This is a genomic window from Clostridium sp. Marseille-QA1073, assembly GCF_054863625.1.
In genome coordinates, this window is record NZ_JBSVQM010000013.1 from 24,099 (window position 1) to 47,931 (window position 23,833).

Below are 23,833 nucleotides of genomic sequence, written 5' to 3' on the forward strand. Positions count from 1 at the left end.
CACTTCTAAAAATAAATAGTTTTAAATTTCTCAGTTTTTAATGAGAAATATCCACAATTGTGAATTGTGAACTGTGCATTATGAATTCAATAGTTCTAATTATAATACTAAAAAACATGAATTATTTCATATTATATTAGTTCTAGAACTAATATATCTATATACATATATATCTTACTATAATAACTCTACATAAACAAATAAATTCTTTTTTGAAAAGATATAAGGCTATTGACAAAATAACTTGCCAATAGCCTAAATATTATTTTAAATTTCTTAGAAAATATATTTAATTTTATTTTACAGTTAAATTTAATTCCTTATCTTTATAGCCGTCCGCTTTTAAAATTATCTTATATTCTCCTGCTTTATCAAATACATTCTTAACATAAAGATTCCCGATATGCTGTTTTTCATAATCTTTGGTCATATCTATTTCTTTTTCATCTACTAAAACTTTTATAGGTTCATATTCGCTCATATATCCTACATATATAGTAGCGTTACCATTGACATTTATAATTGAATCCATTAATTCTATATTGCTTGGTACATCTTTTAAAATTTTTTCTATATCTTCATTGGTCGATTCTTCTACTTCTTCTTTATTTTTATCGTCATTTAGATTATCTTTATTTGCTTCATTTTTATTACCAATTACAGTTAAGTTAAGCTCTACATCTCTATATCCATCTGCTTTTAGTACTATTTTATATTCTCCTGCTTTACTAAATACATTATTTATAAATATGCCTCCAATATGTTGCTTTTCATAGTCCTTAGTCATATCTATTTCTTTTCCATTTACTAAAATCTTCGTAGGTTCATATTCACTCATATGTCCTATCCATATATCAGCTTTATCATTAGAATTTATAACTTCCGACATTAATTTAATATTACCTGGATTTTTTAATCCATCTTCTACTTCTGTTTTTCCTCCTTTAACCTCTAAAGAAAATTCTTTATCTACAAATTCTGAAGATTTTATAACTATAGAATATTGCCCTGCTTTACTAAACAATTCTCCTTTTAAACGTAAATCTCCAAATAAAGTTTTTTCAGAGTATTTTTCCATGTCTATTTTTTCACCATTGATATAAACTTCTTCCACACTATAGCCTTCCCTGTAAGCATAATTTATCGTAACATTTTGTCCAGCTTTTATAATTGAAGGCATTAATTTAATATTCTCAGGTATAATTTTACTTATTTTTTGTGTTAATGTTGCATTATTATATCCTTTAGATATAATAACTATCTTGTGACTTCCTTCTGTCAATATTCCTGAAGGTATGATTATTTTTCCGCTTTCTAAATGAACATCATTTTTAGAAAACTTATTTCCATCTATTAAAATATATTCAATACCTTCTCTCCAAGTCTTGTTATCTTCAAAATTTATTTCAATTTCTTTTGAAGCTGTATTGTCTGTTATATCCTCTTTAAGTGTTGGAGGATTTAAAAGCTTATGATCATTTATAACATTTACTTCGAATTCAATTTTTTTATAGTTAATTGATTTTATAGATATTTTGTTTTTACCTAAGTTCGTAACTATATGATTGTCAATTACTAGCTCATTATTTTCAAACCTATAGTTGTTTTTATTTATTATATTATCATTTATTTTAACTTCATATATACCGTTAATCCAATTTTTATCTGTAGATATTATTTCTAAATTTTCTCCTAAAATTAGATTTTCATTAAACTTAACATTTTCCACCTGATTTTTATCTGAAAGATTTCCATCTAAATCTTTAAATCTTAAAGCTACTTCATAGTCTTTATACCCTGTAGATATTATTTTTATTAGGTGTTCTCCTGGATAGTTTACCGCTCCTGCTTTAAAATAAACTCCTCCAATATTTGATGTATAATGTAAATCTTTTTGTAATGCTTCTCCATCTACGTAAAGCTCTTTAACATTATCTCCCCAATTATATTCTGGAGTAGTTCTGCTTACTTGTATCATGAACTCTTCTCCTATTGTTGGCGGTGCTGGTAATAAAACAGTTGGAGGATTTTTAATTAATTCAATAGTTACATCCTTTGGTTCATATCCTGTTGCAAAAACTCTTACTTTGTATAATCCATTATTACTAAATGTTCTAGAATTGTGCTTTAAAATAATTTTCCCATTTTGAACTATATATTCTAATGATGTATTTAAAGATGGTATGTTTTGTGAATATACTTTTTCTATTTTATAAATAGATTTTTGGAATTTAGTATTTTTATCAAAGTTTATAATTATATCTTGTCCCAACTCAACTCTTTTAGAAGTCAATTCTGGCACTTTTAAGCTTTCGTTGTTTTTATATATATTTTGTACTACTAAATGCTCTGTTCTATCTTTTAAGGTAACTTTTATATCAACCTTTCCATTTTGTCCTTTAAATAATTCAGATGGCAAAATAATTTTTCCATTTTCAATGCTTATCTCTTTAGTTGTATATTTATATTTTCCAACTTCTATTTCATTAATATTTTTTTCCCATTGTTCACTATAATTTTCAATGAATATTTCTATTGTATTTCCTTCAAAGTTATTTATTACATCTTCATGTAAAATAACTTTATCACTAGTTTTTCTTATAACATTAATACTTAATTTGCTATCAACGTATTCTGGATCTGCTTTTAAGATAATATTGTATATGCCACTTTGAGAAAACACATCTTTCGATATAACTATATTATTATCTTCATTTACCTTCCATTTATCTTTCAATAAACTATTTCCATTTACAATTATAGTCTTTAGTGATTCTATATAGTTTTTATCTCCACCTCTAACTATAATATCATTTCCTAAAACATTATTATTATCAACTGTTAAATTTACTTTTCCCTTGTATATAGGTTGTTCTATTAATACTGTTCTATAATTTTTTGACTTTATGGATATAGTATTTTTTCCATATTTAAAAATTTCAGTATTGATTTTTATCTCACTATCTTTAATTTCTATATAGTTGGTTAATGATTTTCTATTATAGTTTTCTACTAACTCTATTAGTTCTATAGATTCTCTCCACTCCTTATTGTCTTTAAATTTTAAAGTAATAGTATTATCTTTTATATTATTTTCGAAATCTACTGCAACTTTTGGTGAAGTTTTCTTATAAACCTCTTCTGGTTTCATTTGTTCTCCATAAAGTCCATCTTCAAGTACATATTTTAAATAGTATGGACGATTAAGATTCTCTTTATAATTTCCGCTCTTTATATATTCTTCAAAGCTTAAATATTTATCATTATAATAAGCTTCTCCCGCTTTAGCCATATAATCTTCATAATCAACAAGGAAATCTATTCCTCCTCTTTTCCCTATATGAGTTCTTGTTGTTGTATTAAATATATCCAATACCTTATTTACTTCTGGAATATCATATCCTAGCTGTTTTAATATTAAGGCATTAGATAACATATCAAAATCAAAAACTATATTTGCACCAACAACTCCACCACTAGCACTACCCACAGCATCTACTTTATCACTACTTCCACCACTTGAAGCATGGGCTACTGCATCCACTTTTGCCTTTTGAGAATGTGCTTTTATATTTTTTAAAGAATGAGTCTTTGGACTTGCTGAAGTGCTATTATCTACAACTTTTTCATGATTTCCTATAGAAAAAGTTGTAGTTTCTGGTGAATATCTTATGTTTCCATATTTATCATAATTGGTTTTATGAAATTCAAATAAATCCATCTTTTTATAACCATATATCTCACTTGGAGCTGCTAACGCTATACTTGAATGTATACTACTTGCAAATGCAGCAAAAACTATAGCATACAATATCTTTGAATTTTTATTCATTTATCTATCCTCCAATACTTATTTATGATATAATGAAATCGCATATTTTTTCATAGATGTCCATTTTGACATCTTAACTTGAGGCTTGATATATTTATTTTTATATCAGCCTTTTTTATATTTTAAGTTCTAAAGTAACATTATCTTCTAAGTCACCTTTTACAACTTTTATTTTTTTCTTATTACTATCTTTAAGTTCTACTTTTAATATAGTACCGCTGGTATTTACCTTTTCAGGCTTTACTAAATCTCCATCAATATAAACCTTGCAATTATCTATATTACCTTCATTTAGGCTCAAAACTGCATAATATACAAAATGTACTTCCATTATTGAAGATTTATTTCTATCTATAAGATTTTTATTGTTATTCTCTTCTTTACTGTCATTAGGCTTTGTTGATTCTCCATTACCTTCTGTAGGTTTTGTCGTTCCCCCATTGTCTTCTCTTGGCTTTGCTGGGCCCTCATTACCTTCTATAGGCTTCATTGAACCTCCATTGCCTTTCGTCGGCTTTGTTGAACTTTCACTATCTTTTGTTGGCTTTATTGAAGCTCCATTATTCTCTGTTGGTTTTGTTGATGTTTCCTCTTTACCATTTAAAATATTGACTATGTTTCTAATAACATTTTCCTTTAAACTTCCACCAATTTCATATATAGTTCTAATGTTTTTTTGTGTTCTTAAATAGTTTTTTTGTGCCTCATCTAAGTCATTACCTGTTAATATTATTGGAGCACCTTCTTTTCCAGCTAAAGAACCTAAAGCTAATGCATCAATTAATTCATTTTCTTTTGTTGAACCATCTTTAGCAATATAAAGTTCTTTAACATCTTCTTTATCATAGAACTTCTCCATAATTTTCACATTCGTTTCACTTCTATTTTTTCCACTCAATCTTTCAGCATTTAATTCTTTCACTAAAGCTTCTGATACAACTGCTTCTCCCCCTATGACAAAAGCTTCTTTTCCCTTAGCCATACCTTCAACTTCACCTAGGCTACTACCATCTGTAAGTAATATTGCCATATCATTAGCAGCAGCTGGTGCTGCAACTGATAGCGCATCTGCCAATCCTGTAATACCATTTACTACTGCAACTTTTTCAGAATTCAATTGTTTAGCTATTTTTGCTGAAGTTTCATATCTATTTTTTCCAGATATTCTTTCAACTTTGGTTCCTAAAGCTTCTATTTCTTTAACAACCTTTTTTGATATTACCCCTTCTCCGCCAACAATAAATATGTTTTTAGCACCTAATTCTTTTATTCTTTTCTTAGTAGATTCTGACAATTTATCTAAGTCTGTTAAAAGTATTGGAGCATCTTTATGCTTTGCAAAAGGTGCAGCGGATAGTCCATCAGCAATTGCCATAGAATTAATTAGAATTACATTATCAGCCTTGTCCCATTTTGAGCTGACCTTTATTGCTGTTTCATATCTATCCTTACCAGATAATATTTTTTTCTCTATTGTCTCTTTACTCTCAACAGCAAAAAATTTGCTACTCATTGTGGTAAGTGTAGCACCAACTAATAGTGTGAAAATAATTTTTGAGCTTCTTTTCATATTTTAATCCCCTCTTCTCTTAGAAATTATGAAAGCTTTTATAAAGGATTCCAGCTTGATCTTTACTATCGTTTGTAATTTTTTCACCTCCATATTGCTTATTTTATGATTTTTCCATAAATCTATAACCCTAAATTTCTACTTAATAATTACAATAAAATTCAATTATCAATGTAAAAACTATAATAGATACAGAAAATTAGTAGAATTTATAAAATTTTCAATATCAATCTCAAAATTTGATATTGAAAATCATTTTCATTTACTGCTGTAATATTATCATAATTTAGAAAATTATTCAATACATTATGGTAATTTTTACATATTTTTTAATTCTTCTGAGGAGTAATAATATCCATTTTCTCACCATTATCCTCTATAAAAACCTTAAATGTAATTTATAAAACATAAAAAAACTAGTTCATTAATAATGAACTAGTTTTTTTATGTTTTATAAATTATTTACTATAGTTATGGAATCCTCTTCCTGTTTTTCTTCCAAGGTATCCAGCTCTAACATACTTTCTAAGTAGGCTATGAGCTCTGTATTTAGTATCTCCTGTTTCTTTATATAATACGTCCATAATTGCTAAGCAAACATCAAGACCTATTAAATCTCCAAGTGCTAGTGGGCCCATTGGATGATTTGCTCCTAACATCATAGCTTTATCTATATCTTCTGCATTTGCTATACCTTCTGCAAATATTCCTACTGCTTCGTTAATCATTGGAACTAATATTCTGTTTACAACAAATCCTGGAGCTTCTGCTACTTCAACTGGTTCTTTTCCCATTGCTACAGTTAATTCTTTTATAGCATTAAAAGTTTCATCTGAAGTTGCCATTCCTCTTATGATTTCAACAAGCTTCATTACTGTAGCTGGGTTAAAGAAGTGCATTCCTATAACTTTATCAGGTCTATTTGTTGCAACAGCAACCTCTGTAATTGAAAGAGATGAAGTGTTAGTAGCTAGTATAGCTTCTGGCTTGCATATTTTATCTAATTCTCCAAATATTTGTTTTTTAATTTCCATGTTTTCTACAGCAGCTTCAACAACTAAATCAACATCATCTAATAAGTTCATATCTGTTGTTCCACTTATTCTTGACAATATGTCTTCAGCTTTTTCAGCAGTTATTTTTTCTTTAGAAACTAGTTTGTCTAAGTTCTTTTTAATTCCAGCTATTCCTTTTGACACAAATTCATCCTTAATATCTCTTATTATAACTTCATAGCCTTTTGTAGCAAAAGCTTGAGCTATACCAGAACCCATAGTTCCAGCACCAAGAACACATATTTTTTTCATACTAAATACCTCCTAAGTATTAACTTTATGACCATGTTTTAAAATAATTTTAATACTAGTGAATAATGAAGAATTATGGACAGAATTAATCATAAATTTCTCATATTAAATGTGAAATTTTCTAATTCTTTGTTATCATCCTTAATTCTTCATTAGTTATAAATTAATATTTAATACTATTTTAAAACATTGTCAAAGTTATATATTCACACATACCCCAATGCTTTTGCATTGGGGTACTGTAAAAAACTTATTTTAAATACGGTGTCATCATAAACCAATAAGTTAATAATATTATATCATACTTGTAAGCCATACGAAAGAAAATAACTTGTCAAAGATGTGTAGTATATTTTTCATCAGACAAGAAGGCAGGTTTCCGTAATAGTTGGACTATCATGGAGTTCTGACGACACAGTATGACGAGAAATAGACAAGCATACTGATTAATTATTTTCTTGAATATGCCTATATCTTATTTAAGAGAACTAAGCATAATAATTAAATATTTAATCTTTAGCTTAGTCCTCTATCAATTCATCAATGAATTTATTATTTTTCCATTGCTTTAAATTGAGCTACCATTTCTGGAACAATTTTTTGGAAATCTCCAACTAATGCAACGTCAGCTGCTTTCATGATTGGAGCATCTGCATCTTTGTTTATAGCTATTATATAGTTACTGTCTTGCATACCAGCTAAGTGTTGAATAGCTCCTGATATACCACAAGCAACATATACTGTTGGTCTTACAGTTTTTCCTGTTTGACCTACTTGAACTGCTTTATCTACCCAACCGTTATCAACAGCAGCTCTTGAACCAGCAACTGATCCACCTAGTGCTTCTGCAAGTTCTTTTAGTATAGCGAAGTTTTCTTTTGAACCTACTCCTCTACCACCTGATACTATAATATCAGCTTCGATTATATCTTCAACTTCTTTAACTATTTTCTTAACTTCTAAAACTTTAGTTCTGATATCTGAAGCAGTTAATTCAAAGTTAGCTTTTTCAACAACAGCAGCTTTTGAATCGTCTTTTGCAAGTTTCTCAAAAACTCCTGGTCTTACAGTTGACATTTGTGGTCTATGATCTCCACAAACGATTGTAGCCATTAAGTTTCCACCAAATGCTGGTCTTGTCATCATTAAGTTGTTGTTTTCTGGATCTATATCAAGTGCTGTACAGTCAGCAGTTAATCCAGTTGAAAGTTTAGCTGCAACTCTTGGTCCTAAGTCTCTTCCAATGTAAGTTGCTCCTATGAATATTATTTCTGGTTTATGAGCATTAGCAAGATCAGCTATAACTTTAGCATATCCATCAGTTGAATAGTGTGCTAATTCTTCTCTATCAGCTAATAGTATTTTATCAGCTCCGTATGCTGCTAATTCTTTAGACATTCCTTCTACGTTATGTCCGATAAGTAATGCTGTAAGCTCTACTCCTAATTTATCAGCGATTTCTCTACCTTTTCCTAAAAGTTCTAGTGAAACCTTTTGTAATTCTCCGTCTCTTTGCTCAGCAAAGACCCAAACACCTTTGTAATCTGCTATATTCATTGTAATTCCCTCCTACCTACTAAATAAAGTGATTTTCTTTTAGTTTAGCTAGTGCAATTGAAGCTGCTTCTTTTGGTGATACATTTATAACTTCACCTTGTCCTTTAGCTTCTTTAGCCCAAGATCTCTTAACCTTTGTAGGTGAACCTTTTAATCCAAGAAGGGCTACATCTACATCTATATCTTTAACAGTCCAAACTTTTACTTCTTTATCTTTTAATGCAAATATGTTTTTAACGTTCATGTATCTTGGTTGATTTAAAGTTTCTATTGCAGTTAATAGAACTGGAGTTTGAACTTTTATATATTCATATCCATCTTCCCAAGCTCTTCTAACTTTTAATCCATCAGCTTCTACTTCAACTTCTTCAACGTAAGTTATTTGTGGTAAGTTTAAGTGTTCAGCAATTTCTGGTCCAACTTGAGCTGTATCTCCATCTATAGCTTGTCTTCCAGCGAAGATTATATCATAATCTAATTGTTTTATTGTAGCAGCTAATGCATGAGAAGTAGCTAGTGTATCTGCTCCTGCGAAAGCTCTATCTGTAACTAATATAGCTTCATCAGCACCCATAGCTAATGCTTCTTCTAGTGCTTTTTGAGCTTGTGGTGGTCCCATTGTTACTACTGTAACGTGAGCACCTTTTTCATCTTTTAATCTTATTGCTTCTTCTAAAGCATTTTTATCATCTGGGTTTATTATTGAAGGAACCCCATCTCTTATAAGAGTTCCTGTCTTTGGATCTATTTTAACTTCAGTTGTATCTGGAACTTGTTTCATACAAACAACTATTTTCATCGTAATTTCCCTCCTACTTTAAGATGTTTCCTGCGATAACCATTCTTTGAACTTCAGAAGTTCCTTCGTAAATTTCAGTTATCTTAGCATCTCTCATCATTCTTTCAACTGGGTACTCTTTAGTGTAACCATACCCACCAAATATTTGAACAGCTTTAGTAGTAACTTCCATAGCTACTTCTGATGCAAATAATTTAGCTCTTGCAGCGTCTACTGTATATGGTAATTTATTATCTTTTCTGTAAGCAGCTTTGTAAACTAATTGTCTAGCAGCTTCAACTTTAACGTCCATTTCAGCAACCATCCATTGTAATCCTTGGAATGCTGCAAGTGGTTTTCCAAATTGTTTTCTTTCTTTCATATAGGCAACAGCTTCATCTAAAGCACCTTGAGCTATTCCTAATGCTTGAGCAGCTATACCAATTCTTCCTCCATCAAGAGTTTTCATTGCTATACTAAAGCCTTTTCCTTCTTTTCCTAGTAAGTTCTCTTTTGGAACTACACAGTTTTCAAATACAAGCTCAGTTGTTGAAGAAGCTCTTATTCCTAGTTTTTCCTCAACTTTACCTATTGAGAATCCTGGGAAATCTTTTTCAACTATAAATGCTGATATTCCTCTTGTTCCTTTAGATTTATCAGTCATAGCAAATACTACAAAAGTATCAGCAACTCCACCGTTAGTGATGAATATTTTTGAACCATTTAATATATAGTTATCTCCATCTAAGTAAGCTGTTGTTTGTTGTCCAGAAGCATCTGTTCCTGCATTAGGCTCAGTTAAACCGAATGCACCGATTTTTTCTCCTTTAGCTAATGGCACTAAGTACTTTTCTTTTTGAGCTGGAGTTCCAAAAGCATCTATTGGAGCAGCACATAATGAAGTATGAGCTGAAACTATAACTCCTGTAGTTCCACAAACTCTTGATAATTCTTCTACTGTTATAGCATAAGATATGCTATCTCCACCTGCTCCACCGAATTCAGTAGAAAAAGGAATTCCCATCATATGGTATCTAGCCATTTTTTCTACATTTTCCATTGGAAATCTTTCAGTTACATCTATTTCAGCGGCAATAGGCTTCACTTCATTTTCAGCGAATTCCCTTACCATTTGTTTTACAAATTCTTGTTCCTTAGTTAAAGAAAAATTCATTTCCCATTCCTCCTATAATTTATAAATATCAACGGATTTTATTTCTATTTATTTTTAAAGGTTTTATCTCTTTTTTCTATGAAAGCTCCCATACCTTCCTTTTGGTCCTCTGTACTAAAACAAAGTCCAAATACTTGAGCTTCATACATAAGAGCGTTATCTATGTCCATTTGCATACCTTTATTTATAGCATCTTTGCAAAGCTTAACTGCTATTGGAGCATTGCTTGCAATTTTTTTAGCCATATTAGTTGCTTCTTCAAGTAACTGTTCTGGCTCAACAACTTTATTTACTAATCCAATTCTTAAAGCTTCCTCTGCATTAATTAGGTCTCCTGTGAAAATCAATTCCTTAGCTTTGCCCTCTCCCACAAGTCTAGCTAGTCTTTGAGTCCCTCCAAATCCAGGAGTTATTCCTAATCCAACCTCCGGTTGTCCAAATTTAGCTTTTGATGAAGCTATTCTTATATCTGCGGCCATAGAAAGCTCACAACCTCCACCTAATGCAAATCCGTTAACAGCAGCTATAATTGGTTTTTCTAAAGTTTCTATTCTTCTAAAAACTTTATTTCCTAATATTCCAAACTGTCTTCCCTCAAGCGAATTTAATCCTTTCATTTCAGAAATATCTGCTCCTGCAACGAAAGCTTTTCCTTCTCCTGTTAACACAACAGCATAAATTTCAGCGTCATTTTCAATTAATTCAATAGCGTTATCTAATTCTTTTAAAGTTTCTGAATTTAAAGCATTTAAAGCTTTTGGTCTGTTAAGCTTAATAAAAGCAATGTTACCCTCTTTTTCAAGGATAATGTTTTTAAAATCCATAACTCCATCTCCCCATGAATTATTTCTTTTCATTTCTTGCATAATTTGTTAATATTCTAACAAATTAAAACAAAATGATTGAAGCATTCTATGCCTCAATCACTATTATATTATGTCTTGCAAACTTTTTCAACATAAATTATGAAATTTTCCTAAATATTAAAAATCATAATGGTTATTAAGTTTGTATTCGAATTTTATTAAAAATTTATATAAATTTAAAATAGGAATTTTTGTGTATTTTTTCCAAAATTCCTATATTTTATATGTACTCTAATTGTTACTTACATATTAAACTCTATTCTAGATTGTTAATTAATCATAATAACTTTAAAGTTAGATAATTTAAAAATTAACTCTCCATAAAATGAAAAATTGTGGATGAAATTAATTCCTTAGAATTAATTTCCAATAATATTTTATAAATATTATTTTAATTTCTTATTTTTCTAAGAAGATTCCACAATTATCAATTAAAATTATTCTTCATTATGTTCATTTAATAAATAGCTTAAAGTCATTAAACTTTCACTTAGATGAACGTTTTCTACTATTACATCATCAGGTACCTTTAAATCTATTGGCGCAAAGTTCCATATACCTTTTATGCCACTAGTAGTTATTATATCGCACACCCCTTGTGCTCTATCCTTAGGCACACAAATTATAGCTATATCTATTTCATGTTCTTTTATATAACTTTGTAAATCATCTATATCTTCTATTGCTACATCTCTTATCTTTAATCCAATAAGTTTTGGATTTATATCAAATATTGCTTTTAGATCAAAAGACATCTTTTGAAAATAGGTGTAATTAGCAATCGCTTGACCTATATTACCTGCTCCAACAATTATTGTATTATATTGTTTATCTAGACCTAATATTAATCCTATTTGTGATAAAAGTTCTTTAACATTATATCCATATCCTTGTTGACCGAAGTCACCAAAGCAATTTAAATCCTGTCTTATTTGTGACGCAGTAAAACCTATTTTTTCACTTAATTCTTTAGAAGAAATTCTATCCACATCATTATTAGCTAGTTCTTTTAAGTATCTATAGTATTTTGGCATTCTTTTTATGACTGCCATTGATATATTTTTTTTCCTTTCCACAGTAATCAACTCCTATTTAGTTTATATATATTGCAAAGTTAAGTATCACCTTTAGCGTGTGTGCTCAAGCTAATAATTTGTTGTATACTCTATCCATTCTACACTTTGTTATTATTTTACCATATTAATTATAATTTGTTTATATGTATTTTAAAAATAAATTATGTAAATTATATATAAATTATTCATTTTATCGTCATATATTTTTAAGTTTTATGAACTATTTTTTTGATATATTGATATTTATCGTATTAAAAATCAATTATTTAATACTAATATGACAATATGATATTATATAACAACAGTATATATTATATAACAATACTATATATTATATAATCAAAAATTAGCTATTGACAATGGTCAATTTATGGGAATTCCTATTTTAGAAAATTCAGAATTTACAACTCACAACTTTATTTAATCCACAATTCATAATTATGGATATTTCTCAGTTATCACTGATAAATTTTAGATTAACTCTATAGCGGCGAACAGTGTTCGCCACATAACTAGCAATATGATTGCTAGTTATAAATAGATCAAAGAAATTATTTTACCTAAAAATAATTTCCACCTCAATTGTCAATTGTCCATTTATTAAGTTGGCATTTGATAATTATTCATAGTACAATAATATAGCGAGGATGGTGAAAATTATGATAGTTTTAAGCTGTAATAATATACATAAAAGCTTTGGGATAGATGTGATTTTAAAAAATATAAGTTTTAATATTAACGATGGAGAAAAAGTAGGTCTTATAGGTGCTAATGGTGCAGGTAAATCTACTCTTTTTAAAATATTAACCTCACAAATGGAATATGATAGCGGGGAGCTTTTCATAGATAAAAGTAAAAAGTTAGGTTATTTGTCTCAAAGCCTTGCTCTAGAATCAGATAACACTATATATGATGAACTTTTAATGGTTTTTGAAAATTTATTGAATATGGAAAAGAAACTAAAAATTTTAGAAGAAAAGATGAATGAACCTTATGACGCTTCTAAAGAAGAGTATCATAACAAAATAATAAAAGATTATACCACACTAACAGAACTTTATACTAACAATGGTGGTTACACCTACAAAGGAGAAATTAGTAGAGTTCTAAAAGGATTAGGCTTTAATGAAGAGGATTTTGATAAATGTATTAATATTTTAAGTGGTGGACAGAAAACTAGAGTAGCCCTTTGTAAACTACTACTTACAAAACCTGATATTCTACTTTTGGATGAGCCAACTAACCATTTAGATTTAGACGCTATTGAATGGCTTGAAGAATATTTAAAATCTTATAAGGGCAGCATTGTAATAATCTCACACGACAGATTTTTCTTAGATGCTGTAACCACTAAAACTTTAGAACTTATTGGTGGAATAGTTGAAATTTATAACGGTAATTATACTACTTTTATAGATTTAAAGAAGAAAAATTATGAAATAGCATTAAAAGCATTTTCTCTACAACAAGCAGAGATTAAACGGCAAGAAGATATAATAGCTAGATATAAATCCTTTAATAGAGAAAAAAGCATAAGGGCTGCTGAAAGCCGTCAGAAAGCCTTGGATAGGATTGAGAGGATAGATGCCCCTATTAAAGAAAAAAAGGCTTCTAGAATCGAATTTGAAACAGAAATCAAAAGTGGTAATGATGTTCTATACGTAGAAAACTTAAGTAAATCTTTTGGAGAAAAAACACTTTTCACTAATGTTAATATGGATATTAAGAGAGAATCTAAAATAGCAATTATAGGTGAAAATGGTAGAGGTAAAACTACATTATTTAAAATAATTATGGATAAATTACCTTCAGATAGCGGTATTAAAGTTCTGGGTAAAAACGTCCATCTCGGTTATTACGACCAAGAGCAGTCCAATTTAAATGAAGATAAAACTATTTTAGATGAAATATGGGATGACTTCCCTAAGATGACCACTACAGAAATAAGAAATGCATTAGCAGCATTCTTATTTACAGGTGATGATGTATTTAAAAAAATTAAAACTTTAAGTGGTGGTGAAAAGTGTAGAATTAACCTTTTAAAATTAATGCTTTCCAAGTGTAATTTCTTACTTCTAGATGAACCTACTAACCATTTAGATATAGTTTCAAGAGAAGCTTTAGAGGATGCAATACTTAGCTATGATGGTACAGTTTTAGTTATATCCCACGATAGATATTTTTTAAATAAAGTTATAAACAAAATTTTCGAACTTAAGGAAGATGGAATTAAAGAATATTTAGGAAACTACTCCTACTATGTTGACAAAAAGAAAAATCCTCTAAGATTTGAAGTAGAAGAAGAATATGATGGCGTTACTAAAACCCAAATGAAGCTGGATAAAAAAAAGAAAAAAGAGCAGGAAAAATTAGAAAGAGAAAAGAAAAATTATATAAAATCTATTGAGGATAAAATTTCAACCCTTGAGAATGAACTTGCAAAGCTACAAAATCAGCTGTGTATTGAAGAAATTTATTCAAATCCTGAAGAAAGTCAAAGGGTAAATAAAGAAATTAGCGATATTGAAACAGAATTAGAATCACTATATGAGGAATGGGAAAACCATATATAAAAAACCGTGAGTATTCACGGTTTTTTATATAATTCAGAATTAAGAGTTAAAAATGAAGAACTTATAGCAGAGATTAATTTCTTTAATAAATTTAAAACTTCTCCCGTAAAGGAGAAGTTTCAATAATTGTTAATTATAAATTTTTAATTCTTAATTGATTAATAGTGGTATATGAAATAATACTCTTATATTTTCTTTATACGCCTCTTCAAAACTTAATATATCATTAGATTTTCCTACTTTAATTCTAAAACTAGGCTTATTAAATTCTTTTATAAACCAATATTTTAATGAAGCATATTCATAATTTACTTCTTTATCAATTAGTTTATATCCTGATAATCTAGACATTTTAACTGCTATATGCTTATATTGATAATTATAATCATCGTGTCCGTAGTATATTTGCTTTCCATTACAATGATAAGAAATTACTATATCAAAATCTTCTTGCAAGATTAAGTTTACTACTGCCTTAGTTTCCGGTTCACTTTCTGGAAATTCTCCACTATACCATCTAAATTTAGGTCCAAAAACTCCTTCTCTTGCCTCACTAGCTTTCCATTTATGCCAATTTCCATCGTAATTTCTATTTATATCTACTCCTCTAGCATTGCTACTCCACCCTGAAAAATCTAAGCTTCCATTATTATATTTTATTAACTGTTCATAATATGGATGCTCTTCTTTAAGCCCATTAATTACTAAATCTACTCCATCAGGGTTTATCATAGGAAGTATATATATTGTGCAGGTATTAAAGATTTTATTGATATTATATGCCCCAATACGTTTATTCTCTGAATAAGCATATGAAAAGCTCTCAATAAATTTTAATAAAAGTAGTGAAGTAATCCAATCGTCTCCATGATGGCTACCGTTATAAAATACTTTTTTTCTGCCATTCCCAATTTTCAAATAATAGAGTTCTTTTCCAAGCAAACTCTTTCCAGCAGTATTAACCTCTATGAAGCTATATCTTTTAGCTAATTCCTTAATATCATTTTCCATTTGATTATAATCATAATTTTTATCCGTTTTAACTATATCTTCGTTATTTTTACTTAACTTAGGAGTTTTTCCTAAGAACAGAAGCAATTCATCGTATATATTGTTAAAATTATTACAAAAAACCAATTTTATCACCCATTTGCTCTGTATATTTTAAATATTTTGAATCATATCTTAATAATATAGTATTAACAATTTATTTACAATATGATTTCTCTTGACACTCTATTATAGTCTTAAATATATATTAAGTTCACTGATTTTAATCATTTATTTTATTTTTAAATTTAATGTGTAAATAATATCGAAATTAATCTAAAATAAGGAAATTCAGGTAGTCTTGCTACTATGAATATGTCTTAATAAAAATTGTATAATTATCTGTTTTTTTGTATTTAAATTCACAAAGTTATACAATGACTTCTCTTAATAATTAATAACGAAAAATAAAGAATTTATGGAAACTTTTCCTTTACAGAAAAAGCATTTAACTGATTTATTTTAAAGCTACATAATAACTTCTAAAGAAATTAATTTGTAAAATTAATTTCAGCCATAATTGTCAATCTTCCATTTTCAATTCTCCATTGATTAAGCTGTTCCTCTCTAATAAAAAACTAGCAATACATGGCTAGTAAAAATCAATAAAAAAAGAAGTGCTTGGCACTTCTTTTTTTATATTATGCTAAATTTCTTGCAACTATTTCTGTTACTGCAAATGAAGCAACATCATCTGCGTATTTTCCTGGTCCAAATCCAGCATCGTAACCAAGCTCTTTAGCAAGCTCGTGAGTTATTCTTGGACCTCCAGCTATTAATACAACTTTATCTCTTATTCCTTCAGCTTCTAAAAGCTCAACAAGGTTAGTTAAGTTTTGAATATGAACATCTTTTTGAGTTACTGTTTGAGATACTAGTAAAACGTCTGCTTTAAGTTCTATAGCCTTTTTAATGAACTCTTCGTTCTCAACTTGGCTTCCTAAGTTGTAAGCTTCTATCATAGGGTATCTTTCAAGACCATAATGTCCTGCAAAACCTTTCATGTTCATGATAGCATCTATACCAACTGTATGAGCATCTGTTCCTGTACTTGCACCTATGATAACTACTTCTCTTTTAATGTTCTCTTTAATGTATTCACCAACTTCTTGCATATCCATTGTATCAACTTCTACTGTTTGAACATGAATTTCTTCATAGTTTACAGTGTGAGTTAAAGAACCATAAACAACATAGAAAGTAAATTCTTTATCTAATGCTTCATGATGTGCAACGTTAGGCTCTTTAATTCCCATAGCCTTTGCAAGTTGTACTGCTGCTTCTACTCCTCTTTCATTATCTTCTACTGGAAGAGTAAAGCTCACTTGAACTTTACCATCGTTCATAGTATCTCCATAAGGCTTAAGTTTAGTTAAATCTAAATTTTTATCGAAATCTTTATTGTCTGTTGAATATAATCCGCCACTCATTATTTGTTACCTCCTAACATTAAATCTATAAATGGGTTGAAGTAACCTTCTTCTTTCTGTACAACACCAGCAAGGCCTTTTCCACCGTCAAATGGTCTTTTGATTCCACCAAATTTACCTTGTTCTAATGTCTTAAATAAACCTTCTTTTTCTATGTCTTGTATTAGATCTGTAGCTTTTCCTAAAACTTCGTCTACTCTTGTTTCCATTATTCCGCCTTTTTTATAAGTAATTTCATCTCCAAGGTCTTTCATTGTGCTGAAGATGTATTGAGCGTTTTCTATTGATAGCGCTCTATCACTCATAAATGGAGTGTGTATAGCTTCTGTTAACATTCCTAATAAATGAAGTTTTTGTCCTGTCATTATTGTTACCATGTTGAATAATGCGTCTTGAACATGTCCTTTAAATACATTACCAGTTTTAAACTTAGTTGGTGGCATATATTTAAGTGGTGCTTTAGGGAATATTTCTCTTGCCATTTGTGCTTGTGCAAGCTCATATAAGAATCCATTTTCTACATTTGGGTTAATTTCAAATGCATGTCCAAGTCCCATTTGCTCTTCTGGAAGACCAGCAGTTAATGCAAATTGCTCATTGATAAATTGGGAAGCTAGAACTGTATGTGCTTCCTCAACAGCATCTGCTGTTGTTAAGTAGTTATCTTCTCCTGTATTGATGATAACTCCAGCAAATCCGTTGATTATTCTTGAGAAATATTGGTCAACAAGTGTTCTTTGCATGTTGATATCTCTGAATAATATTCCATATAATGCGTCATTAAGCATTACGTCTAGTCTTTCTAATGCTCCCATTGCAGCAATCTCTGGCATACAAAGTCCTGAGCAATAGTTACATAATCTTATGTATCTTCCTAATTCTTCTCCTACTTCATCAAGAGCAGCTCTCATAAGTCTGAAGTTTTCTTGAGTTGCAAAAGTTCCTCCGAAACCTTCTGTTGTTTCTCCATATGGTACATAGTCAAGAAGACTTTGTCCTGTTGTTCTTATAACTGCTATAATGTCAGCACCTTGTTTAGCAGCAGCTTTAGCTTGAACTATATCTTCATAAATGTTACCTGTTGCAACTATAACATATAGATATGGACCGCTCTTATCGCCGAATTTTTCTAAATAGCTTTCTCTTTTTCCTCTATTTGTTCTTATTCTTTCAACAGTTTCTTTAGCAACTTTATCAATTACCATTTTAATTTCAAAGTCATCGTGCATTGGAATTTTAGTTAAATCTAATTCTCCTTTAGCAACTTTTTCAGCTACTTCTTGTGCAGTTAATCCTGTTTCTATCATAGCGTTTCCTATGAATTTAGAAGCACCCATTGATAATCCATTTCCATTTTTAATGTTGTCAACTACAACGTTTGGTAGTGGTACTCCAAACTCATCTACGTTGTCTATTCCTAATAATCTACATACAGTTCTTTCAACTGCTACTGTAGTATGTCTATCTATAAATTCTTGAGTGTCCTTAGCGATATTTTTTGCTGACTGTCTAGCCTTATCTACTAAATTCCAGTCTAAATTTATCTTACTATTCATTGCCATCCTCCTCGTTATAATAAGTTTTTGCTATATCCACTATGTCACTTTCAAGTCCTAATAACATAGCGATATTTAGTGCATCTTTTGGCACCTTGTTTTCTTTAGAAACTTTCTCTAGCTTATATTCCATATGTTCTTGAATTATCTCTACAGAATGAGTCTTATTTAAATCTATTTTATATTTTAATTTATCAAAATCCATATTTTTAAGCCCAATTACCTGATAATGATCCATAGTATCATCTACTACACCATCATAATGAGTAGATATTAAACTTACGCTGTTAAATTTAGATAAATAAGTTGCTAATGATTTTACTAAATAAAATCCTTCTTTAGGATTAGTTCCTCTAGCAAATTCATCTAATGCTATAAAACCATCTGCCCTTTTAGCACATTCAACAACTTCTTTAAGCTTAATAATCTCAGCTCCAAAAGTACTAAGTCCTTTTGATATAGATTGCATATCATCTGATATAAAGTGTATAAAATCTAATACAGGAAATGTTGCTTTCTCAGCAAATACAAAAAAGCCCATTTGTCCTAAAAATAAATTTAATACTATAGTTTTAAGAGTTACACTCTTTCCACCCATATTGGCACCAGTAATTACTGTTGTACCATTTTTAAGCTTAACACTAACAGGTGTGAACTTTTTAGTTTTTTTACTTAGAATACTTTTAATTTCAGGGTTAAAGGCATTGTCTAATTCAATTTTCATATTATCACTTATCGTAGGTCTGACTGCGTTATGCTTCAATGCTAGCCTGCCTTTTGCAATGATAAGATCTAACTTTCCTATGGATTTTAAATTTTTATTTATTTTTGGCCCAAACTTAGATATTTCTTCACTTAAGCCTTGTCTTATCTTAAGTTCTTCAGCTTCTTCTAAAATAACAATTTCTAAACGTTGTTGTTTTAACTTTGATATTTCATCTTCATCATCTGAAATGTATATCTTTTTTTCTACTGCTTTTTTCTTTTCTCTTATTGCTTTAAGCTCTTGAGAATACTTATCATACACATGGAAGGTTGGTATTCTTTTCTTCTCTGGATCTAAAAGATCTAAAACTTCTGTAAGGTAGAAAAACTCTATTTCTTTAATATCAAGTTTTATCTTATCTACTATAGTCTTAAGCTCTTCTATAAGCATTGAAAAATATTTTATCTCATAAAGCTCAACCTCATCTAAGGCTTCCATTTCCATAGCTCTCTTTATGGAATTCCTAATGTCTTTAAATTTACAAAATATTCTTCCTATATCTTTAAAGGCATCTTCATTTTCTTTCATTGAATTTATAACTTTTTCTAAATTATCAAATTCATCTATTAAAAGAGCTTTTTCCTGTACTTTAAAAGGTTTAATCTTTTTCTTTTCCTCTGCGCCATAGAAAGTAGTTATATCTAACTCTTCCATGAGAAAACTAAACCCTATTTGCCTTCTTTGCTCATCATCTAAAAACTTCATTTTATAACCCTCCAACCACATCAAAAACTGGTATATCAAGTTCTTTTTTAAGTTCTTCTATAAACTTAACTTTATCAAACTCATACCCATAAGGAGATTTAGGATTTGTGGTAACACATAATACATTTATAGGGTTTATAACCTTAAGAATTCCCCCCTGCTTTTGGAACTTATAAAGAGTATCCTTTGATAAGAAAACCTTTGTTCCATCTTCTGCAAGGAAGGTTATATTTTTATAAAGATTTGTGGATTTCATAATATCCTCAATTAAACTATCAGATACTACGCCTTTAACTACCACATAGGAGGTATTTTCATCTAAGGCTTCTACTATTTCCTTTGACGCCTCTAAGGAAGTTTTTACTTCTAAGCCTTTAAAAGTTTTTTCATTACTTATAATACCAATTCGTGTACTTTTATTTATATTCTCACACATTTGTAAAATTTCCTGATTTTGCTCATGGGGTAAGCTTAACAGTTTTACAGTGTGAACTGTTTCTTCAACTACTTTTCTCATGCTTCTTGATAATGCTGCACCTGTTGATAGAATAGTGGCTTTTGTAGTTGCGGGAGATGCAAAAGTCTTTCTACTTAGTGCGCCATCAACAATTACAAGATCACAGTTTAAGCTTAAAAGTTCATCACGAATTTCAGTCATATAAGAGTTTACAGAAGGTCCTCCTAAATCTACATAACCATCACTTAAAGCCCTACAAATAACAATTTCTCCCATAGGAGTATGTATTCCTGTGGTCTTAAGAATCTCTTTTGTTATATCGCTATTGAATAAACATTGTTTAGCTGTTGCTATTATTGTGTCTTTTTCTATATATATTTTTGGTTTTTCCGTTGCTGTAACCCTATCTAACTCTTCTCCATCACGACCTATTGAAGTCAGGCCAAGGAGCCTATTGCCCCTTGCCTCCTTCAATATATGATTTAATGTAGTAGTTTTTCCTACATTTTTATTCATTCCTATGATGGAAACACTATCATAGTCTTTTATAAGATCTAAAATATTGTTCATAGTTAATATTAGTGGCTATGTCTTTGATTTCTCTCTAATCCTACTGGTTCTAGAGCCATGCCTTCTCCGTTTAATAATCCAGCAACTCCAACCTTATGAACTTCTTTCTTACCAGTGCAAACATCACAGTTACATCCTGGAGTATAGTTTGTTGGCTCTGAATAAGTTGTTATAACACCTTCAAAGTTTCTTAATATTACTTTATCATGGCTTTGTGAAATAACGTAGTTTGGCATAACTGGAGTTTTTCCACCACCGCCTGGAGCGTCAACAACAAATGTTGGTACGCAGTATCCTGAAGTATGTCCTCTTAATCCTTCAATGATTTCGATACCTTTAGAAACTGGAGTTCTGAAGTGCTCAAGTCCTAATGATAAGTCACATTGATAGATGTAGTAAGGTCTTACTCTTATTTTTACTAATTGGTTAACTAAGTCTTTCATTACGTGTACGCAATCGTTAACTCCTCTTAATAAAACTGATTGGTTTCCTAGAGGTACTCCTGCATCAGCAAGTAATTGACAAGCTCTAGTTGATTCTTCAGTTATTTCATTTGGATGGTTAAAGTGAGTGTTTAACCATACTGGATGATATTTTTTAAGCATATTTGCGAACTCTGGAGTAATTCTTTGTGGAAGAACAACTGGAGTTCTTGAACCTATTCTTACTATTTCAACGTGTGGTATTTCTCTTAATTTAGCTATGATGTATTCTAATGTTTCATCAGATACTAAAAGTGCGTCTCCACCTGATAATAATACGTCTCTAACTTGAGGAGTATTTCTGATGTACTCAATTGCTTTATCTATTCTTTCCATTGGCATAGAGTCATCACTTTGTCCTGCAAATCTTCTTCTTGTACAGTGTCTGCAGTACATTGAGCACATATCAGTTATTAATAATAATACTCTGTCTGGATATCTGTGAGTTAATCCAGGTACTGGTGAATCTGTATCTTCATGTAATGGATCTTCAAGATCTGCATTAGCTTTCTTAAGCTCTAATGCTGTTGGAATAGCTTGTTTTCTTACTGGATCATTAGGATCGTTAGGATCGATTAATGATAGATAATATGGAGTAATTGCCATTCTTAATGTTTTTACACATTGAGCTACTCCTTCTTCTTCTTCTTTTGTTAATGGTATGTATTTTTTTAGTTCTTCAACAGTTTCTATTCTGTTTCTTACTTGCCATCTCCAGTCATTCCAATCTGCGTCGCTAACATCTTTAAATAATTCATATCTTCTATTTATCATGATATTCCCTCCATCATTAAATAATATAAAATTTATTTAAATTGAAATTTAAATTAAACGTATAGCTCTTCAAACATTTTTCTTAAGTTTGCGTTTTCTCTTAATTCTTCTAATGTTATCTCAGCATGTCCTTTAGTGTATCCATTACCTACCATCATAGTTACGTCTTTACCTACACCTTCAGCTCCTAGTGCTGCTTTAGCAAATCCTGTAGCCATTGAGAAGAAGTAAACTGTTCCTTCATCTCTAACTGGTAATATTGTTGACATTTCTGTATTTTGAACGTTTACGCAGTTTATTGCAACGTCAACTTCTTTTCCTTCGTTGTTTTCAAGTGCATGATTCATAACTTCTACTGGTTTAGTAGCATCTCCTATAACGATGTGTAGTCTTGGTCCGAAGTCTAATTTTCTTAATCTTGAAGCTTCTTCTTCGTTTCTTACTAATGCTATAACTCTTCCAGTTGGTCCAACTCTCTTAACAGCTTCGTAGCAGCAAAGCATTCCTGATTTTCCTGCTCCACCTAAAATTAATACAGCTTCGCCTGGTTTACAAAGTTTAGCAACTTGAGCTGGTGCTCCACAAACGTCTAATGCTGCTAATGCTAATGTTTCTTCCATATCTTCTGGAAGTTTTGCATATATTCCACTTTCAAATAATATAGCTTTTCCTTTTATTTCAACTCTGTCGATATCTGGTTTAACATCTACTATTTCTTCTATTTTTAATGGAGTTAAAGATAATGAAACTAATGTAGCTATTTTATCTCCAACTTTTAAATCTGTTGTTCCTTGTAAAGCTTCACCAATTTTTTCTATTCTTCCTATTAACATTCCGCCTGATCCTGTTACAGGGTTTTGCATTTTTCCTCTTTCTGCAACAATTTCAAGTATTTTAGCTTTAACTTTTTCTATATCATGACCTGCTTCTTCTTCTATTTGAGTAAAGCTTGCAGAGTCAACGTTTAAAGCTTGTACGTCGATAAGTATTTCATTATCGTAAATCTCCATGTCATTGTCTATTTTAAGCGCTGGTTGTGGTAAAACACCTTTTGGTTCTATAACTCTGTGAGTTCCATATTTACATCCTTTTTTCATAATTTAGCTCTCCTTCCCTATGTTCCTCTAAATTTTAAAATTTAAATTGTAAAGTAGTATTTTTCTTAAGATTACGTTTTAAATATGTTGAAGCTTAAATTATCTAATTTAATTTACAATCAAGATAGTTAGCACAACTTGAAATTTGCACGCTAAATTCATACAAAATTCTTTTCTCTTAATTATTGATGATAAAATTACAATAATTAAAGA

16 protein-coding genes are annotated in these 23,833 nt (G+C 30.0%); 1 reads left to right on the forward strand and 15 read right to left on the reverse strand.

Features of this window, described 5'->3' with window-relative positions:
• Positions 1 to 295: 295 nt before the first annotated feature.
• The 8 genes from ACY1IQ_RS12625 to ACY1IQ_RS12660 form a co-directional block, all read right to left on the reverse strand.
• The gene (locus ACY1IQ_RS12625; RefSeq protein WP_461614263.1) at positions 296 to 3,832 is read right to left on the reverse strand and encodes a hemoblobin-interacting domain-containing protein; all 3,537 of its coding nucleotides are present in this window, start codon (positions 3,830 to 3,832) and stop codon (positions 296 to 298) included.
• Positions 3,833 to 3,947: 115 nt separating this feature from the next.
• Positions 3,948 to 5,402 carry a cell wall-binding repeat-containing protein gene (locus tag ACY1IQ_RS12630; RefSeq protein ID WP_461614264.1) on the reverse strand — a complete coding sequence of 485 codons (1,455 nt, stop codon included), beginning with the start codon at positions 5,400 to 5,402 and terminating at the stop codon, positions 3,948 to 3,950.
• 458 nt (positions 5,403 to 5,860) lie between these two features.
• Entirely contained in the window at positions 5,861 to 6,709 is an 849-nt protein-coding gene (locus ACY1IQ_RS12635; protein ID WP_461614265.1) for a 3-hydroxybutyryl-CoA dehydrogenase, read from the reverse strand.
• 552 nt (positions 6,710 to 7,261) lie between these two features.
• Positions 7,262 to 8,266 (reverse strand): electron transfer flavoprotein subunit alpha/FixB family protein, encoded by a 1,005-nt coding sequence (locus ACY1IQ_RS12640; RefSeq protein WP_461614266.1) that lies wholly within the window; start codon positions 8,264 to 8,266, stop codon positions 7,262 to 7,264.
• Positions 8,267 to 8,285: 19 nt separating this feature from the next.
• Positions 8,286 to 9,065, reverse strand: coding sequence for an electron transfer flavoprotein subunit beta (locus ACY1IQ_RS12645; RefSeq protein WP_461614267.1), 780 nt, complete (start codon positions 9,063 to 9,065; stop codon positions 8,286 to 8,288).
• A gap of 13 nt (positions 9,066 to 9,078) precedes the next feature.
• Positions 9,079 to 10,218 (reverse strand): acyl-CoA dehydrogenase, encoded by a 1,140-nt coding sequence (locus ACY1IQ_RS12650; RefSeq protein ID WP_461614268.1) that lies wholly within the window; start codon positions 10,216 to 10,218, stop codon positions 9,079 to 9,081.
• Positions 10,219 to 10,262: 44 nt separating this feature from the next.
• Positions 10,263 to 11,042 carry a short-chain-enoyl-CoA hydratase gene (locus ACY1IQ_RS12655; RefSeq protein ID WP_461614269.1) on the reverse strand — a complete coding sequence of 260 codons (780 nt, stop codon included), beginning with the start codon at positions 11,040 to 11,042 and terminating at the stop codon, positions 10,263 to 10,265.
• Between the two features lie 479 nt (positions 11,043 to 11,521).
• Positions 11,522 to 12,160, reverse strand: coding sequence for a redox-sensing transcriptional repressor Rex (locus ACY1IQ_RS12660; RefSeq protein WP_461614270.1), 639 nt, complete (start codon positions 12,158 to 12,160; stop codon positions 11,522 to 11,524).
• A 659-nt stretch (positions 12,161 to 12,819) separates the two neighbouring features.
• Here ACY1IQ_RS12660 and abc-f point away from each other — a divergent pair.
• Positions 12,820 to 14,733, forward strand: a complete 1,914-nt coding sequence (gene abc-f, locus ACY1IQ_RS12665) for a ribosomal protection-like ABC-F family protein (protein ID WP_461614271.1) — start codon at positions 12,820 to 12,822, stop codon at positions 14,731 to 14,733.
• Between the two features lie 150 nt (positions 14,734 to 14,883).
• Here abc-f and ACY1IQ_RS12670 read toward each other — a convergent pair whose 3' ends face one another.
• From ACY1IQ_RS12670 to kdd, 7 genes are all read right to left on the reverse strand, one after another.
• On the reverse strand, positions 14,884 to 15,870 hold the full coding sequence (locus ACY1IQ_RS12670; RefSeq protein ID WP_461614272.1) for a M14 family zinc carboxypeptidase: 987 nt from the start codon (positions 15,868 to 15,870) through the stop codon (positions 14,884 to 14,886).
• Between the two features lie 554 nt (positions 15,871 to 16,424).
• Positions 16,425 to 17,213 (reverse strand): lysine 5,6-aminomutase subunit beta, encoded by a 789-nt coding sequence (kamE, locus tag ACY1IQ_RS12675; protein WP_461614273.1) that lies wholly within the window; start codon positions 17,211 to 17,213, stop codon positions 16,425 to 16,427.
• Positions 17,213 to 18,769, reverse strand: coding sequence for a lysine 5,6-aminomutase subunit alpha (kamD, locus tag ACY1IQ_RS12680; protein ID WP_461614274.1), 1,557 nt, complete (start codon positions 18,767 to 18,769; stop codon positions 17,213 to 17,215). Before kamD ends, kamE begins: the two co-directional genes overlap by 1 nt.
• On the reverse strand, positions 18,762 to 20,240 hold the full coding sequence (gene kamC / locus ACY1IQ_RS12685; RefSeq protein WP_461614275.1) for a lysine 5,6-aminomutase reactivase ATPase KamC: 1,479 nt from the start codon (positions 20,238 to 20,240) through the stop codon (positions 18,762 to 18,764). Before kamC ends, kamD begins: the two co-directional genes overlap by 8 nt.
• A gap of 1 nt (position 20,241) precedes the next feature.
• Positions 20,242 to 21,267 carry a lysine 5,6-aminomutase reactivase subunit KamB gene (kamB, locus tag ACY1IQ_RS12690; protein ID WP_461614276.1) on the reverse strand — a complete coding sequence of 342 codons (1,026 nt, stop codon included), beginning with the start codon at positions 21,265 to 21,267 and terminating at the stop codon, positions 20,242 to 20,244.
• A gap of 8 nt (positions 21,268 to 21,275) precedes the next feature.
• Positions 21,276 to 22,523 (reverse strand): lysine 2,3-aminomutase, encoded by a 1,248-nt coding sequence (kamA, locus tag ACY1IQ_RS12695; RefSeq protein WP_461614277.1) that lies wholly within the window; start codon positions 22,521 to 22,523, stop codon positions 21,276 to 21,278.
• 53 nt (positions 22,524 to 22,576) lie between these two features.
• Positions 22,577 to 23,620, reverse strand: coding sequence for an L-erythro-3,5-diaminohexanoate dehydrogenase (gene kdd / locus ACY1IQ_RS12700; protein WP_461614278.1), 1,044 nt, complete (start codon positions 23,618 to 23,620; stop codon positions 22,577 to 22,579).
• Between the last annotated feature and the right edge of the window lie 213 nt (positions 23,621 to 23,833).

What these genes read in the sequence shown, in the direction of transcription:
- ACY1IQ_RS12625 (WP_461614263.1), bottom strand. Translation starts at nt 3,832, where the DNA reads ATGAATAAAAATTCAAAGATATTGTATGCTATAGTTTTTGCTGCATTT.
- ACY1IQ_RS12630 (WP_461614264.1), bottom strand. Translation starts at nt 5,402, where the DNA reads ATGAAAAGAAGCTCAAAAATTATTTTCACACTATTAGTTGGTGCTACA.
- ACY1IQ_RS12635 (WP_461614265.1), bottom strand. Translation starts at nt 6,709, where the DNA reads ATGAAAAAAATATGTGTTCTTGGTGCTGGAACTATGGGTTCTGGTATA.
- ACY1IQ_RS12640 (WP_461614266.1), bottom strand. Translation starts at nt 8,266, where the DNA reads ATGAATATAGCAGATTACAAAGGTGTTTGGGTCTTTGCTGAGCAAAGA.
- ACY1IQ_RS12645 (WP_461614267.1), bottom strand. Translation starts at nt 9,065, where the DNA reads ATGAAAATAGTTGTTTGTATGAAACAAGTTCCAGATACAACTGAAGTT.
- ACY1IQ_RS12650 (WP_461614268.1), bottom strand. Translation starts at nt 10,218, where the DNA reads ATGAATTTTTCTTTAACTAAGGAACAAGAATTTGTAAAACAAATGGTA.
- ACY1IQ_RS12655 (WP_461614269.1), bottom strand. Translation starts at nt 11,042, where the DNA reads ATGGATTTTAAAAACATTATCCTTGAAAAAGAGGGTAACATTGCTTTT.
- abc-f (WP_461614271.1), top strand. Translation starts at nt 12,820, where the DNA reads ATGATAGTTTTAAGCTGTAATAATATACATAAAAGCTTTGGGATAGAT.
- kamE (WP_461614273.1), bottom strand. Translation starts at nt 17,213, where the DNA reads ATGAGTGGCGGATTATATTCAACAGACAATAAAGATTTCGATAAAAAT.
- kamD (WP_461614274.1), bottom strand. Translation starts at nt 18,769, where the DNA reads ATGAATAGTAAGATAAATTTAGACTGGAATTTAGTAGATAAGGCTAGA.
- kamC (WP_461614275.1), bottom strand. Translation starts at nt 20,240, where the DNA reads ATGAAGTTTTTAGATGATGAGCAAAGAAGGCAAATAGGGTTTAGTTTT.
- kamB (WP_461614276.1), bottom strand. Translation starts at nt 21,267, where the DNA reads ATGAACAATATTTTAGATCTTATAAAAGACTATGATAGTGTTTCCATC.
- kamA (WP_461614277.1), bottom strand. Translation starts at nt 22,523, where the DNA reads ATGATAAATAGAAGATATGAATTATTTAAAGATGTTAGCGACGCAGAT.
- kdd (WP_461614278.1), bottom strand. Translation starts at nt 23,620, where the DNA reads ATGAAAAAAGGATGTAAATATGGAACTCACAGAGTTATAGAACCAAAA.